The 15,852-nt window shown below is 36.2% G+C and carries 17 protein-coding genes; 11 read left to right on the top strand and 6 right to left on the bottom strand.

Annotation, left to right across the window (positions count from 1 at the left end):
* Positions 1 to 106 precede the first annotated feature (106 nt).
* Positions 107 to 1,501, top strand: coding sequence for a dipeptidase PepV (gene pepV / locus J2S06_RS00385; RefSeq protein ID WP_419150936.1), 1,395 nt, complete (start codon positions 107 to 109; stop codon positions 1,499 to 1,501).
* 103 nt (positions 1,502 to 1,604) lie between these two features.
* Positions 1,605 to 2,777: an MFS transporter gene (locus J2S06_RS00390; protein WP_419150937.1), complete on the top strand. Its 1,173-nt coding sequence runs from the start codon at positions 1,605 to 1,607 to the stop codon at positions 2,775 to 2,777.
* Between the two features lie 9 nt (positions 2,778 to 2,786).
* On the opposite strand, the gene cysK is transcribed toward J2S06_RS00390, so the two are convergent.
* Complete coding sequence (cysK, locus tag J2S06_RS00395; protein ID WP_419150938.1) at positions 2,787 to 3,716, bottom strand: cysteine synthase A; 930 nt, start codon at positions 3,714 to 3,716, stop codon at positions 2,787 to 2,789.
* Between the two features lie 166 nt (positions 3,717 to 3,882).
* On the opposite strand from cysK, the gene thpR reads away from it, so the two are divergent.
* From thpR to J2S06_RS00425, 6 genes are all read left to right on the top strand, one after another.
* Positions 3,883 to 4,434 carry an RNA 2',3'-cyclic phosphodiesterase gene (gene thpR / locus J2S06_RS00400; RefSeq protein WP_419150939.1) on the top strand — a complete coding sequence of 184 codons (552 nt, stop codon included), beginning with the start codon at positions 3,883 to 3,885 and terminating at the stop codon, positions 4,432 to 4,434.
* A gap of 21 nt (positions 4,435 to 4,455) precedes the next feature.
* Positions 4,456 to 4,851: a CidA/LrgA family protein gene (locus J2S06_RS00405; RefSeq protein ID WP_419150940.1), complete on the top strand. Its 396-nt coding sequence runs from the start codon at positions 4,456 to 4,458 to the stop codon at positions 4,849 to 4,851.
* On the top strand, positions 4,848 to 5,534 hold the full coding sequence (locus tag J2S06_RS00410; RefSeq protein ID WP_419150941.1) for an LrgB family protein: 687 nt from the start codon (positions 4,848 to 4,850) through the stop codon (positions 5,532 to 5,534). The genes J2S06_RS00405 and J2S06_RS00410 overlap by 4 nt, the downstream gene beginning before the upstream one ends.
* A 221-nt stretch (positions 5,535 to 5,755) precedes the next feature.
* A complete protein-coding gene (locus J2S06_RS00415; RefSeq protein ID WP_419150942.1) occupies positions 5,756 to 6,511 on the top strand; it encodes an NERD domain-containing protein in 756 nt (251 codons plus the stop codon).
* A 310-nt stretch (positions 6,512 to 6,821) separates the two neighbouring features.
* Positions 6,822 to 8,975: a type I pullulanase gene (gene pulA, locus J2S06_RS00420; protein ID WP_419150943.1), complete on the top strand. Its 2,154-nt coding sequence runs from the start codon at positions 6,822 to 6,824 to the stop codon at positions 8,973 to 8,975.
* A gap of 218 nt (positions 8,976 to 9,193) precedes the next feature.
* Positions 9,194 to 10,000, top strand: coding sequence for a phosphotransferase family protein (locus J2S06_RS00425; protein ID WP_419150944.1), 807 nt, complete (start codon positions 9,194 to 9,196; stop codon positions 9,998 to 10,000).
* Here J2S06_RS00425 and J2S06_RS00430 read toward each other — a convergent pair.
* Complete coding sequence (locus J2S06_RS00430) at positions 9,984 to 10,262, bottom strand: YtzH-like family protein (protein ID WP_419150945.1); 279 nt, start codon at positions 10,260 to 10,262, stop codon at positions 9,984 to 9,986. The two genes, J2S06_RS00425 and J2S06_RS00430, sit on opposite strands and share 17 nt — an antisense overlap.
* 194 nt (positions 10,263 to 10,456) lie before the next feature.
* On the opposite strand from J2S06_RS00430, the gene trmB reads away from it, so the two are divergent.
* On the top strand, positions 10,457 to 11,095 hold the full coding sequence (gene trmB / locus J2S06_RS00435; protein ID WP_419150946.1) for a tRNA (guanosine(46)-N7)-methyltransferase TrmB: 639 nt from the start codon (positions 10,457 to 10,459) through the stop codon (positions 11,093 to 11,095).
* Between the two features lie 247 nt (positions 11,096 to 11,342).
* Here trmB and J2S06_RS00440 read toward each other — a convergent pair whose 3' ends face one another.
* The 3 genes from J2S06_RS00440 to J2S06_RS00450 all read right to left on the bottom strand — a co-directional run bounded on the left by J2S06_RS00440 (position 11,343) and on the right by J2S06_RS00450 (position 13,251).
* Positions 11,343 to 11,972, bottom strand: a complete 630-nt coding sequence (locus J2S06_RS00440) for an RraA family protein (RefSeq protein WP_419150947.1) — start codon at positions 11,970 to 11,972, stop codon at positions 11,343 to 11,345.
* A gap of 91 nt (positions 11,973 to 12,063) precedes the next feature.
* The gene (locus J2S06_RS00445) at positions 12,064 to 12,828 is read right to left on the bottom strand and encodes an arginase family protein (protein ID WP_419150948.1); all 765 of its coding nucleotides are present in this window, start codon (positions 12,826 to 12,828) and stop codon (positions 12,064 to 12,066) included.
* 102 nt (positions 12,829 to 12,930) lie between these two features.
* On the bottom strand, positions 12,931 to 13,251 hold the full coding sequence (locus tag J2S06_RS00450; RefSeq protein WP_419150949.1) for a PepSY domain-containing protein: 321 nt from the start codon (positions 13,249 to 13,251) through the stop codon (positions 12,931 to 12,933).
* 423 nt (positions 13,252 to 13,674) lie between these two features.
* On the opposite strand from J2S06_RS00450, the gene J2S06_RS00455 reads away from it, so the two are divergent.
* Both J2S06_RS00455 and J2S06_RS00460 read left to right on the top strand, forming a co-directional pair.
* The gene (locus tag J2S06_RS00455; RefSeq protein WP_419150950.1) at positions 13,675 to 14,748 is read left to right on the top strand and encodes a M42 family metallopeptidase; all 1,074 of its coding nucleotides are present in this window, start codon (positions 13,675 to 13,677) and stop codon (positions 14,746 to 14,748) included.
* A gap of 23 nt (positions 14,749 to 14,771) precedes the next feature.
* Complete coding sequence (locus J2S06_RS00460; RefSeq protein WP_419150951.1) at positions 14,772 to 15,296, top strand: DUF84 family protein; 525 nt, start codon at positions 14,772 to 14,774, stop codon at positions 15,294 to 15,296.
* Between the two features lie 67 nt (positions 15,297 to 15,363).
* Here J2S06_RS00460 and J2S06_RS00465 read toward each other — a convergent pair whose 3' ends face one another.
* The gene (locus tag J2S06_RS00465) at positions 15,364 to 15,816 is read right to left on the bottom strand and encodes a YtoQ family protein (RefSeq protein WP_419150952.1); all 453 of its coding nucleotides are present in this window, start codon (positions 15,814 to 15,816) and stop codon (positions 15,364 to 15,366) included.
* Positions 15,817 to 15,852 lie beyond the last annotated feature (36 nt).

The raw sequence follows: 15,852 nt of genomic DNA on the forward strand, positions 1-15,852 counted from the left end.
TTTTATAAATATATGCAAGAGAAAAATGTATAAAGATGAACATTCATGCTATGATAGTTTGATGAATATAAAAAATTTTACTTCGAACGTAGAAAGGAAAGTAAAGATGAATTGGTTAGAAGAAGTGTTCAAACGAAAAGAAGAAATTATTCAGGAAACACAAAGTTTTCTTCGGATAAAAAGCGTCTTAGATGAGGAAACGAAAGACCTCGGAACACCATTTGGGAAAGGGATACAGGAGGCTCTTCACTATTTGCTAGAAAAAGGTAACCGAGATGGCTTTGGAACGAAAAATGTTGATGGCTATGCTGGACATATCGAGATGGGAGAAGGTAAAGAATTAGTCGGTATTCTTTGTCACATTGATGTCGTTCCAGAAGGAGACGGTTGGTCGGTGGATCCATTTGGAGCAGAAATTCATGACGGGAAAATTTATGCTCGAGGTGCGCTCGATGATAAAGGGCCGACAATGGCTGTTTATTTTGCGATGAAGATCGTAAAAGAGCTGAATTTGCCGTTGTCTAAACGTGTACGGATGATTATAGGAACGGATGAAGAAAGCGAGTGGCGTTGTGTGGATCATTATTTTAAACAAGAGGAAATGCCAACGATCGGTTTTGCTCCAGATGCGGATTTTCCGATTATTTACGCAGAAAAAGGGATTATCGATGTAAAGTTATCCGTTCATCTTCATCATTTAAGTGGAAATGGAAAAACGATGTTAACAAGCTTTCAAGCGGGCAGACGCTTTAATATGGTGCCAGATTATGCAAAAGCTATATTGAAGAATGGTGAAAACAAAGTGGACATCGAGAAGTCATTTAAAACCTTTTTACAAAATGAAGGCGTGAATGGTGTGGTAAAGTTACAAAATAACAATCTTATTTTGGAGCTTGAAGGAATTTCTGCACATGCAATGGAACCTAATAACGGTGTAAATGCTGGTATGCTATTGGCTAAATTTTTACAGCGTCAAGATTTAGATGAAAAGGGAAAATACTTTGTTGATTGGCTAGTCACACATTTTCAACATGATACGCGCGGCCAGGCTTTACAAATAGCCTTTCATGACCATATTAGCGGTGACCTAACAGTAAATGTCGGAATCATTCGTTACAAAGGAGATGGCGAAAATGAAATTGGTATCAATATACGTTATCCCGTAACGCAAATGGGAGAGGAAATACATCAACGATTAAAAAAATTGGAAAAAGCAACTATAACACATTTTTCTGATTCAAAACCTCATTTCGTTGATGAACAACATCCTCTTATTCAAACGTTAAAACGTGTTTATGAAGAACAAACCGGTGAGGAAGCGAAGCTGATCTCAATCGGTGGCGGTACTTATGCACGTGCCTTAAAGGCTGGCGTTGCTTTCGGGCCCTTGTTCCCAGGCAGAGAAGACGTTGTTCATCAAAAGGATGAATATATTTACATTGACGATTTGCTAAAAGCAACGGCTATTTATGCACAGGCCATCTATGAATTAGCAAAGTAAAGTTTTTCAAAAAATAAATGTTGTGATAGTATTGATCATGATCTTATTCCTAATTATGGAATCGATTTTTCAGAGCTTAATGAAATAGAAAGAAGGGAAGGATATGGAAGTTTTTATCAACAGAGCCGATCGGGCCACAAACATATATTTTTACTTGTTTTATTTTTTTGTCTTTTTTGGATTCGGTTCTTTGTTTCCGCTTCTTTCTGTTTATTTAAAAGATGTGGTAGGGTTAACAGGGAGCCAAATTGGAATCGTCATGTCCATTAGCCCAATCGTCATGATTATCGTTCAACCGATTTGGGGAATGGTTAGCGATGCAACGAGGAAACCAATTGTGATTTTAACTACTTCTTTAATTTTCGCAGCATTTTTTGGACTTATTTTTTCTTTTTTAGAAAACTATTACTTTATTATTCTCATTTCAGTTTTGCTTGCTATTGTACAAAGTGCCGTCGTTCCGTTGTCGGATAGTGTGGCGATGAATTACGTCCAACGAACGAATATCGAGTACGGATCGATACGTCTATGGGGAGCAATAGGATTTGCTGTAGCGGCGCTCGTCGTCGGTTGGTTATCAGAAACCGTTCATTTAAAAATGATTTTTTATTCCTTTGCCATCGTTTTTTGCATATCCGCCTTTATGGCTCTTCAGCTTCCGAAAGAGAGCGACTCCCTGCATGTGAGTATAAAGGATGGATTATTAAAATTAAAAAAAGTACCACAATACTTTTTATTTTTAGTATGTACGTTTCTCATCCTAGGACCAATTTTAGCTAATAATATTTATTTTGGTATTTTCGTTGATGAGCTTGGGGGAGGATTAGCAGGAGTTGGACTAGCTTTTTTGCTAGGAGCCGGAAGTGAGGCGCCTTTTATGAAAGCGGTAGGCCATTTTATTCAAAAGCTCGGTATACATAAAGTATTATGCTTAGCAGCACTTGTATCAGCTTTAAGGTGGGGACTATATGTATTTGAACCGCCGCTTTGGGCGGTATATGCCACAATATTTATGCAAGGTTTTTCGATAGGGCTATTTATTCCAGCTTCCTTGCAATATGTTCGTGAAATTACGCCTAAAAGTGTTGGCGCTACTGCTATTTCACTTTATTCAGCAATTGGAAACGGCTTAGGAAATTGGTTTTGTACATTTATAGGAGGAATGATTTTAGAGGCTTTTCGAGTTGTAGGAGTTTATATGTTTTTTACAGCATGTACAGTTATCGGAATGAGTTTATTACTTCTCATCCCTATAATGAATGATAGGAAAGGCTGATTCAGCAAATCAGCCTCTGAATAAATCACTAGAAAGATATCGTTCTCCAGTGTCTGCCGTCATACAAACGACGACATCATCTTTAGATAGTCGTTTTGCGACTTGAATAGCTGCATAACACGCTGCCCCAGAGGACGGTCCAACTAATATGCCTTCTTCCAAAGCAAGGCGCCGAGTAATATCATAGGCATCTTCATCTTTCACTTGAATAATTTCATCATAAACGTTTGTATTTAAAATCGGTGGGATAAAGCCTGGGCTTGTGCCGACAAGCTTATGTTTGCCGGGCTTTCCTCCTGATAAAACAGGGGAGCCGGCTGGTTCTACAACATGAACAGTTAATTGTTTATAATGTTTCTTTAATTCTTCACCAGTTCCGGTAATGGTTCCTCCTGTTCCCGCTGTTGCGATAAATGCTGATAATGGCTTTCCGATTTTCTCCATTGCTTCGATAATTTCTAATGCTGTTGTCGTACGGTGTGCATCAGGATTTGATTCATTTTCAAACTGCATTGGGATGAAGCTGTTCGGAATTTTTTCTGCTAATTCATGAGCCTTTTTAATGGCACCAGGCATTTTTTCATCCCCTGGAGTTAACACAACTTCTGCACCGTATGCCTTTAACAGATTTATTCTTTCTTGTGTCATTGTATCAGGCATAACAAGAATCGCCCGATAGCCTCTCGCTGCAGCATTCATGGCAAGTCCAATTCCAGTGTTTCCACTAGTCGGTTCAATTATTGTGGCTCCAGGCTTTAGCTTCCCTTCTTTTTCTGCTTGAATGATCATATTGTAAGCAGCACGGTCTTTAACGCTTCTACTTGGATTAAAATATTCAAGCTTCACGTATATCGACGCTCCATTTTCTGGAGCCACGCGGTTTAATTTTACTAAAGGGGTTTGCCCAATTAAGTCTGCCATATTTTCAACTACTCGCATTTTTACACTTCCTTTCCCCTTACTTTCGTCATAATCATATCATAATTTTTTGTCTATTCCTATTTCCTTACTTTGCTTTATTGGACTAAAAGCTTTAACATATGCAAATCTGTTCCTTCTTTGTTACAATATTTTCAAAACAACCTAATTTTAGGAGATGTCATGTATGAAGCCTCATTATTTTTTAGCTGTTGATCTTTCAAAAGAAATTAACAATAGCATATATCAGTGGACAAGTGAAATAAAGAGGAAATGGCCGTTCGACAAATGGGTATACCGTGAAGATTATCATATTACCCTCGCTTTTTTAGGGCCTATTGAAAGTGAAAAGCAATTAGAACGGTTATATAGAGATGTGTCAGATGCGATAAAAGGGGTTGGTCCATTTTCTTTACAAATTTCAGACATCGGAGTATTTGGACGACCTGAATCACCGCGCATTTTATGGGTAGGTATTGAAAAAAGTAAAGAACTAGATGAACTCAGAAATCGTGTTTACAACGCTTGTGTACAAATTGGTTTTTCACTTGATTCCAGGGCTTTTAAACCGCATATAACCGTTGCCAGAAAATATAAAGGAAAACATCCTTTTATCATTAAGGAAGTGGACCGTTCTTCCTTGAAAAAAATGGATTTTCAAGTCGGTTCGATAAAACTTTTTCAAACGAATGTCAATCAAATTCCAAAATATGAACGAATACGTGAATTCGTATTTTAATGTTTTGATGGAGGATATAAAATGCATTCATGGATGAAAATTGTTATACAAGTAATATTTCTTTATTTGATCTATTTTTTTGGTGTGTTTTTACAGAATCTATTTCATTTAATGATTCCTGGTAGTATTATTGGCATGATAATCTTGTTTGTTTTGCTACAGGCCAATTTTTTTCAAAAAGAGTGGGTAAAAGATGGGAGTTTATTTCTTGTCAAGTATTTGCCACTTTTATTTATTCCAGCCACGGTTGGAATTATGCAATATTTACTTCTCTTTACCTCGAAAGGTTTTCTTACAGTGATCGTCGTTCTTATCAGTACAGTATTAGTGATGATTTCCTCATCATGGATTTGTCAACAGTTATCAGAAAGAAAGGAAGATGTTAATAAGATTAAAGAAAGGAAGTATAGTGGATGAAGATTGCTTTTGCACTATTTATGGTATTGTTGACGACAATAATCTATTTATGGATGACGAAAGTGTATCAACGTTTTCATTTTCCTATTCTTGTACCGATTGCGACTTCTACGGTTGTCATCATTTTGTTCTTATCTCTTTTTCATATTTCATATGAAGACTACATGCTTGGTGGTAAATGGATTGATGAACTTTTAGGTCCAGCCGTTGTCGCATTGGCTTATCCTTTATATGAAAATCGAAAACAATTGAAAGAACATTTTCTCCCAATTGTTGCAAGTGTTTTCGCTGGTACAGTGATCGGACTACTTTCAGGCATTTATTTATCATTATTATTAGACGTGGATGAAAATCTCCTTCTTTCATTAGCACCAAAGTCCGTCACCTCACCTGTAGCAATGGATATTGCGACCATAATCGGCGGAATACCCGCACTAGCTGCCGTTTATGTCATGGTTGCTGGAATTAGCGGAGCGATGTTTGGACCATATATTTTAAAATTTTTTAACATTCATCACCCGATTGCTGTCGGAATTGGTTTTGGAGCAGCATCGCACGGAATTGGCATGGCAAAAGCTTATGAATTTGGTCGATTACAGGGGGCCATTAGCTCAATATCCATGACGTTAAGTGCTGTGTTTGCTTCCATACTAAGTCCATTCGTCATTCAGTTATTTATTTAGGCTGTTTTCGTAAGCTTTGTTGCTTTCCGACTGTCCATGAACTGAACAAAGCACGTGGTCGGACAAATCACAGTTGTCCGACCATCACCTTTTTGTTCGGTTCACGTCACGCTTGCAAGTGACATAGCAAGCGTATCGCTTGCCTATGAAAGTCGAAAAGCTATAGTAAAGCAACAATCTTTTAGAAAAGAGCCTTTATTTAAAACAGGGGAGGGACAATATTGGCTCAGGTTATTAAAATTGAGGATTATATTTCCCGATATGAGATTGATCCATATCGCTATTCTAATCAATTTATCCGTTACAAAAAAATACAATGGGATACAATCAAAAACGAAGTAGCTGATGAATCACTCGATGAGCGAAAACAACAGTTTTTAGAGCATATTTTTTATCATCAAATCATATGGGCTAGTTCGACAGTTCGATCTCAATCGCATGTTAAAGAAAAATATTATAAGGATCTTTATTTAAAAAATTTTGCTTTACGGTTTCCAGACCAATATTTTCTTATGTATTATCCTGTTTTTTTTATTAAAAATGCTCCAGTAGAAAGTGAAATTATTTTAATTTGTCCGACTGTAATTTTTTGCATGACAATTTTAGATGGTGAAGAAGATGAAGTGGTGCATGAAGGTGCAGGACACTTTTGGATACGACGTAGCCAAAAAGGCGAAAAAAGATTACTTGCACCGACTATACCTTTAAACCGAACAGAAGGAATTGTCAAACAAGCTTTAACAAAAGCTCAAGTTGAAATGCCTGTTAAAAAACTTATTATCCATAAAAGGGGCTATATTCATGCACCGAAATTATCATTTAACTTTCGAGCAATCGATAAGCGAGAATATCAGCAATGGTTTGAGAGAATGAAACAACATTCCACCCCGATTAAACATACTCAACTGAAGGTGGTAAAAGCACTTCTATCAATGTGTTTAACGAATTCGTACGAACGTTTTGAATTTGAACTCTAAACGTGTTTAGGTGGGAAACTGTCTTCCCGCCTTTTTTCTAAATGAGAAAACCATTAACAAATGATTTTATTGTTTCATAATATAGAAGTGGCTATATTACTTCTAAATGTAAACGTTTTTGAGTAACGATGCAAAATTGGTTCTCTTTTCATTTAACAGGACTGTTAACGTTTGAAGTCATGTAAAATTGGTAATAAAGGGTATAATGTGAGACAGTATGTTGAATATTTGCTTATAAAAAATATTCATGACTAAGTTTACGATATTATTGAGTCATGATCGTTTTTGCAAGTATTGGGGGTGGCGGATTTTGTTATCAGTAAAACGGGATTATGAAGCATATTTAGATGATATGAATAGCGTAACGATTTTATTACCAAAATCAGCTTTTCAAGGTGAAGAAAAAACATTTTATCTTGAACGCAATCATCGTCTTGAGACATTAGAAATAGTTGATGCATACCCGATCGAACCATTTCAAAAATATGTTTGCAAACTCTGTCACTCAATTGAATTTGGAAAAACTTATTATATTCAAGATGAAAAGGGTGTTAAAACTGATCTTCAAATTGGTGCAGTGATACGTTCTAAAGAGTTCGATGATCTGTTTTACTATGATAGAGATGATTTAGGCGTTTCTTTTAATGAGAATTCAATCGTTTGCAAAATATGGGCACCAATTGCAACAGCAGTAAAAATTAGATTAACAAATCCATCTAATTTTGAGGTTAAAGAATACCCATTAACGAGAGAAAATAAAGGGGTTTGGACAATCAATCTTGAAGGTCGCTTTGAAAATTTTTATTACACCTATTTAGTTTGTGTAAATTTAATTTGGCGAGAATTAGTTGACCCATATGCAAAGGCGGTATCTGTCAATGGAGAATTTGGAGTCATCATTGATTTGACAAAAACAAAGGTTGAAAAAATAAAGGTTCCTCCACTTACACAAGCAACAGATGCGATCATATATGAACTTCATATCCGCGATTTTACGATTCATCCAAACAGTGGAATAAAGTGTAAAGGAAAATATTTAGGTTTGGCTGAGAACGATACGAAGACGAAAAACGGTTATACTACAGGGTTAACCTATTTACGTGAGCTAGGAGTGACGCACGTAGAGCTTTTACCTATTAACGATTTTGCTGGAGTGGACGAAGAACAACCAAATCATTCTTATAATTGGGGCTACAATCCACTTCATTATAATGCACCTGAAGGAAGTTATGCGCTAAATCCATATGACCCATATTCAAGAATTATTGAATTAAAAAAAATGATTCAAGCGTTTCATCGTCATGGCCTCAAAGTCATCATGGATGTCGTCTATAATCATGTTTTCATTCGTGAAAGCTCCCATTTTGAAAAATTGGTTCCAGGATATTTTTTTAGACATGATCAATATGGGATTCCTTCAAATGGATCAGGAGTAGGAAATGATATCGCTTCAGAGCGGAAAATGGTTCGGAAATTTATCGTCGATTCCATTAGGTTTTGGTTAGAAGAGTATGACGTAGATGGTTTCCGCTTTGACTTAATGGGATTATTAGATATAGAAACGATGAATGAAGTCAGAAAGGTGATATCTTCAAGGAAGAAGGATGCGATTATTCTAGGAGAGGGATGGGATATGCCGACACCTCTCCCATACGATCGAAAAGCAATCATAGCCAATAGTGTGAAAATGATGGATATTGCTTTTTTTAATGATCATTTCCGAGATACCGTTAAGGGAAGTACGTTTGACCTTGTAGAAAAGGGATTTTCATTAGGAAATGTTCATAAAAAATCGCAAATGGTGGAGTCGATAACAGGTTCAATTTCTTTTAACAGCCAGCATAGAGGTTTATTTCAGCATCCAGTCCAATCGATTAATTATGTTGAGTCACACGATAACCATACTTTTTGGGATAAGATGACCTTTTGTTTAGATGAAGAAGATGAGGACACAAAAAGAAAACGACAGCGCCTTGCAACTTCTATTGTTTTGTTATCACAAGGGATTCCATTTTTGCATAGTGGTCAAGAATTTTTTCGAACTAAAAAAGGAGAAGGGAATAGTTATAATCTTCCTGATTGTATTAATCAAATAGACTGGAGCTCCCGTGAACAATTTGACGAAGAAATCGACTATGTGAAGAAATTGATCCATCTTCGCAAACTCCACGGCGCTTTTCGTTTTGCAAAGGCGGAACTTGTCAAAAAACATTGTACGTTTCTCGAAACGAACGAAGGAATCATGGCATATCAATTAAACAATGTTTTACAATTTGGACCGTGGAGCCATCTTATCATTGTTCATTGTAACCAAAAACGTAGCAAGAGACTTTCCTTAACCAGAAATGGTGATTGGCAGCTAATATGTACACCAAAAGTGTGCTCACCAGAAAAGCCGCTATATATCATTCAAGAAAAGCTGGAAGTACAAGATATTGGAACTTATGTATTGTATCAAACATAGCGGCAAACAAGAAGACTCTTCCATCTCATGCGATGTATTTCACTTTTTCTTGACTAAAATTATTAGTTGACGATAAAATTTAAAAGGGATAGCTATTGTCACCATCTTTTAGTCCAATAGCTGTCTTTTTTATTTCTTTCAAACGTAATATTGGATATATAATGGTCGATATATAAAATAGGGTTAGTCATCATAAAAAATTAAAACGAAATGTGGGCTTGAAATTGAAGGAAAATTGGTTGGAGTTTGTGCTAGGTAGCGAGTGGGAAATCTCTCCAGCAGGCGGTGCGACTGGAGATGCTTTTTACGCAGAAAAAGAGGGAAAAAAGCTTTTTTTAAAACGAAATTCTTCCCCATTTTTAGCAGTATTATCTGCTGAAGGGATTGTACCGAAGCTTGTGTGGACAAAAAGAATGGAAAACGGAGATGTCATCACTGCACAGCATTGGCTTAATGGAAGAGAGTTGAAGCCAAAAGATATGAATGACAAACAAGTCGCACAACTGCTTTATAAAATTCATCATTCGAATGAATTATTAGATATGTTGAAAAGGTTAGGAAAGCAGCCGCTAACGCCAGATGAACTGCTTGACGATATAAAGAAAACGATTGATCAAGGATTGAAAATATTTCCTGTTATCCTAGAATCTATTCGATTTTTAGAGGAGCAGCTCCCAAATGTTCAAAATAAAGAAATGGTTGTTTGTCATTGCGATATTAACCATAATAATTGGCTGCTTTCAAATGACAATAAGCTTTATTTAATTGATTGGGATGGTGCGATGATCGCAGATCCTGCTATTGATTTAGGCATGTTATTGTATTCTTATATTCCAGAAGATGAATGGGAGTTATGGTTGGATAAATATGGAATTAAATTAACAGATGATTTGCGTAATCGTATGCATTGGTATGTTTTAGCACAATTCATTATTTCCATTGCTTGGTTGAAAGCAAAAAATCAGCAAAAGGAAATGAAAGAGCATCTTGAACAATTGCATTTTTTGCTTACGAAAACATGTTGAGATCTTCAATCCAATTCGTAATATGTTGATCATATTCTGTAATATGTTGAGCCGGATCACGGCTATTTTTCCCTTTTTGACTATATTGATAAATGTTTTTTAGAGATTGCTTTAAATGATCATGGATGGCATCATTTGCTAATAATGATTGAATTAACCTTTCCAGTTGTTCATATTCCGAAATGGTCCCACAACACTCGCTTTGTTGTTCAGATAAAATATCTTTTAAGAGCATCAATTGATGTTCATGATTTAGTTGCATTCTCATCATCCCCTATACAATTATATTGTTATGTTGTGCAAGCCTTACGTTTAATATACAAAAGGGTCAGTCAACAGGCTGTCCCTTTTTCGCTTGATTTTATTAAGATTTTAAAAATATTGTACTTGCACCTATTCTACTCTTCGTGTTATCTTTTACATCGATTAACGATTACTAGAACCTGAGGTGTTAAAATGCGTTTACGGAATAAACCATGGGCAAGCGAATATATTGCAGAACATCCTAAATATGTGATACCGAATCCACAAGAACAGAAAGGAAACTGGCATAAACTTTTTGGAAATCATCATCCTATCCATATTGAAGTTGGTACAGGGAAAGGGCAGTTTATTGTCGAAATGGCAAAGCGAAACCCTAACATCAACTATATAGGGATTGAGTTATATCAAAGTGTTATTGTTTCAGCATTACAAAAGCTAGAAGAAGAAAAGCTGCCAAATCTTAAGTTATTAAATGTGAATGCAAGAGATTTAACGGAAATTTTTGCACCTAGTGAAGTCGAGCGAGTTTATTTGAACTTTTCAGATCCTTGGCCGAAAAAACGGCATGAAAAACGCCGTCTTACCCACAAATCGTTTTTAACTATTTTTGAGAACATTCTCGTTGAAGGCGGTGAAATTCATTTAAAAACAGATAATCAAGGATTATTTGAATACTCATTAAAAAGTTTTTCAGAATATGGATTATTACTAACCTTCGTTAGCCTTGATTTACACAATAGTGATTTTGAAGGCAATATCATGACTGAATACGAAGAAAAATTTTCTAAGAAAGGTCAGCGTATTTATCGTTGTGAAGTGAAATTTAGATAAAAAGGTTCGTGATCAATCGATTATTGTCAGCTCTATTTAAGGTTCAATGCTTTTAGATCAATTTTGTCATGAGGAAAACGAAGTAAGTAAAGATGTACAAGTGATTTGAAACAAGTGGCATCGTTCTTCCCTCATTAATCATGATGGTGAATGATAGCTTGGGAAAGAAGCCGTCAAGAAAAGTTCTTGACGGCTTCCCTGTAGCTGACTTGACTATATACTAAGATGAAATCATATCAAATGACCATTAAGCTTTTGAAATCATACTTTCTAAATACTTGCGAATGGCTTCGACATCTCCAGAAACCTCTTGGGCTCTTTTTTCATCTTTTTCTATTTTTTGCAGTGATTTTTTCAATATTTCATCTTCCATGCCTTGTGGAATGACTGTAACGCCATCAGCATCTGCTACGATTAAATCACCTGGTTGAACACTAACACCGCCGCAGGAAATGGGAACGTTAATTTCTCCAACTCCAGCTTTTCCGCTTGCCGCCATCGTCGTTCCTTTACAAAACACAGGAAAATTTAATGCTTTACTATCTTGAACGTCACGAATTACTCCATCAATAACAAAGCCGCTAACTCCAAGCGTTTGCGCCATTCCTAAAACAAAGTCTCCTGCAACAGCCCGATATGTATCGCCTTTTGCATCAATGACAATGACATCGCTAGGCTTGGATTCATAAATGGCTTTTAATACGGCCAGATTATCGCCGACAGGCATTTTTACTGTAAGAGCTTTTCCAACTATTTTATAATGCTCTTGTAATGGCTTAATAGAAGGATCTAAGTTATTTAAGCCATCCATGGCATCAGAAATAGCTGTCGTTGGAATTGATTGAAATTCTTTCATATAGTCTTTTTGTACCGTCATGAATAAACTCCACTCCTTTCTTATTCTCTTATTATTTTAAATAATGAGAAGATTAATGAAAATAACTTAAGGAACATTTGGTTGCTTTTGATCACGATAGGCTCCGTTCTTGTAAACGTATACATGTTTGTAATACTTTTAAATTGGCCGTTTCGTTTTTTCTTATCGAAGCAGCAAAAAATCTTCCATGGGATAGTGGCGATTCACCGCAAATATCAATTCCGATAACACGTTTTTGCACTAAAATTTGTTCAAGAAAGGAAAGGAGTGTTTTTAATTTCATCTTCCCTTGATCCCAGTTGGTTGCCGCTTCCTCTTTATGTAATACATCTTTGTCGATGCTAATATATATATTGTCTGTTTTGATGTTGGATAAAATAAACTTCGGAGAGTAGTTTTGTTCTTTGTGAAAAGAAAAAATGGTGACTTTTTGATGCTGGAAGTTGTATGCTTTTGATGTAGGTCCGACGATGAGTACATGTTTTAAATACGGGATGTTTTGTAAAGCGAAGGATACCCATGTTCCGCAAGAGATCATGGAATCATGATGATCCATCTTTACATCCATGTCTAGGTGATTATCAAAAAGAATGAGTGTGAACGGTTTTTTGATCTCTTTCAACAGTAAATAGGTTACATAATGATAGTTGCCACTGCCAATAAAGGTAATCCCTCGCTGTTTTCTATTTGAAAGCTTCTTTTCGATCAATTTCAATGATTCGTCTGCACAGTATAAATGAACGTGTGATAAACCTAAGAAATCAATATTTTCATGTGGAAAAGAATAGAGCTTTTGCTGAAAAAAATAAGTCTCATCAAAATTTAAAAACGTGACACCTTGATGTAATAAACACATAGTCCCTTCATCTCCTCCGGTTTATAAAGGTGTTGTTTTTAAAGTGTTTGATGTTTTTTCAGAAAAGCCTTTATCGGTTATTGTGGTTTTGAAACATATGCATTAAGATTCAAAGGATAATGAATCGATATGTAAAATGGTTCCTGTTTTAGCATCGACGATCACTTCAAATTGCTTCGTTTCATCTTCATTCTTACGAGTTATTCCAACTTTGTAAACTTTATAAGTTAAGCCATTCATTTCATAATCTTGTGGAATCGTATAAATCCATGATCCATCAATCGGCCCTTTTTCCTGAAAGGCTTTTTTAGCATTTTTTAAAGCTTTGTCAGGGGAAATGAATTCTTTATCCCATCGCTCTTTTAGGACGTATCCGACTAAAACGCCAACACTAGCGCCAATAATAAAATGTTTCCATTTCATTTTTTTCCCTCCATAAACATTTCGATATTATAAGTATAACTGATTAGCGGAAAATTTTTAAATTTTCTCTAACGATATAAGTTGAAATATTTTCTACACTCAGCCGATTACTGGCCGCATTGCATCGTATTCGCTTGAATGGAGAAGCAAATATATATATACAACTGGGAGATTGAACTTATGGCTGACGAAAAAACAGACTCCCTATTTTTTCGAAAGTCGAAAAATACCGATTACTCCATAAAAGACGAAAACGTTAAAGTTTCAAATAGAAACAAAAAATCGGAAATTCTTTATTGCAACTTATATAGTTCTATTATTATTCTGATTGCCTACAAACTGGAAAGGATGAAAAACTTTCTGTAAAATGAAAGCAAGTGTCTAAAGTATTTCATATTCAAGACGGGAAAAGGAGTAGAACAAATGAATGTTGAGACTTTAGAATTATTTCGGAATTTAACAGAATTACCCGGTGCTCCTGGACATGAGCATGCTGTTCGAAAGTTTATGCGCAAAGAACTTCAAAAATATGCAGATGATATCGTTCAAGATAAACTTGGAAGTATTTTTGGGGTAAAACGTGGTCATGAAGATGGACCTGTCGTTATGGTAGCTGGTCATATGGATGAAGTAGGATTTATGGTGACATCGATTACAGAGAACGGTATGATTCGCTTTCAGCCTTTAGGAGGATGGTGGAATCAAGTACTGTTGGCGCAGCGTGTACAAATTATTACCGAACATGGTCCAGTTATAGGTGTAATCGGTTCGATTCCTCCGCATTTGCTAGAAGAAGAAAAGCGGAAACGGCCGATGGAAGTGAAAAATATGCTTATTGATATCGGTGCAGACAATAAGGAAGACGCAGAAACAATAGGGATTAAAACAGGACAGCAGATTGTGCCGATTTGTCCATTTACACCGATGGCCAACTCAAAAAAAATATTAGCTAAAGCTTGGGATAATCGCTACGGCTGCGGACTGGCAATAGAACTGTTAAAAGAATTAAAAGAAGAAGCGTTGCCAAATACGCTTTATTCTGGTGCCACGGTGCAAGAAGAAGTCGGGCTGCGAGGTGCACAAACAGCTGCAAATATGATTAAGCCTGATATCTTTTTTGCGTTAGATGCTAGTCCTGCTAATGATATGAGCGGTGACAAAAAAGAATTTGGCCAGCTAGGGAAAGGAGCGCTTTTACGCATTTATGATCGCTCCATGGTTACACATCGCGGCATGAGAGAATTTGTATTAGATATGGCCGAATCTAACAATATCCCTTATCAATATTTTGTTTCACAAGGTGGAACAGATGCTGGAAGAGTACATATATCCAATGAAGGTGTTCCTTCCGCTGTCATCGGTATTTGCTCCCGTTATATTCATACACATGCTTCCATCATTCATGTTGATGATTATTTAGCTGCAAAAGAGCTGTTAGTGAAGCTAGTAAAAGCGTGTGATCATTCCACTGTTTTATCAATTAAGCAAAATGCATAAGAACGAAATGTTGGAGGAAAAAAATGAAAGTGGCAATCGGAACAAAAAATCCTGCTAAAGTTAATGCGGTTATGGAAGCTTTTATGAGCTTTACAAATATAGAGTTCATTTCAACTGATGTACCTTCAGAAGTGTCATCTCAACCATTTTCTGATAAAGAAACCATGATCGGAGCGATCAATCGTGCCCAAAATGCCTTGCTGAAAGAAAATGCTGATATCGGAATTGGACTAGAAGGTGGAGTAATGGAGACGGATATGGGTTGTTTTCTCTGCAATTGGGGAGCGTTAGTGGACCGACATCATGAACCAATTGTTGCAGGTGGGGCAAGAATCCGTTTACCAGATGAAATTTATCAACTGTTGAAAAAAGGGAAAGAATTAGGCGATATTATGGATGAATTTGCTAATCAACACAATATAAGGAAGAAGGAAGGAGCGGTTGGCATATTGACAGATGGCTATGTTGACCGCAAAAAAATGTTTGTTCATGTTATGAAATTATTAGTTGGACAATGGACATATCAAAATAAAGAGAAAGTGAAATGACCAGTTAAGAGGCTGTCAAGTGTCAGACACTGCAACAAGACACTTAACAGCCTTTTTGTTTTACCGATTATTTATTTTCCTCTTCAAATATGTAGGATAAGACTTTTAATGCTTGGTTTACGGTTTCAACTGTGACATTTGCTTTATTCGACAGTTCTTTTAGCGGGTGATGCAAAGCTTCTGGTCTGATTAATATTAACGGTTTATTCAACGCAACAGCTGTACTAGCATCCATAGCAGTGTTCCATTGCTTGTATTTTTCTCCAAATAATGCAATCACAAGATCTGCTTTTTGCATTAAAACAGTTGTCCGGAGATTATTAATTTTAGAAGCAGCTTCATCTTTAAAAATGGCATTCGGTTGTGTACCTAATATTTCTTCCCCAATGTGGTCAGAACGCTCATGATTTTCCATTGGCCCTACAAATTTGACAGGGAGTTGTAGTGCTTGCGCTTTTTCCTTTATTTCTTGTCTCCAATTGCTATGAATTTCCCCGGCAAGGTAAACAATTAATTCCATAAAATCCCTCCTTCAATATTTTCCTTTTATTTTAAC

The organism is Bacillus alveayuensis, from assembly GCA_030812955.1.
GTDB lineage: Bacteria > Bacillota > Bacilli > Bacillales > Aeribacillaceae > Bacillus_CB > Bacillus_CB alveayuensis.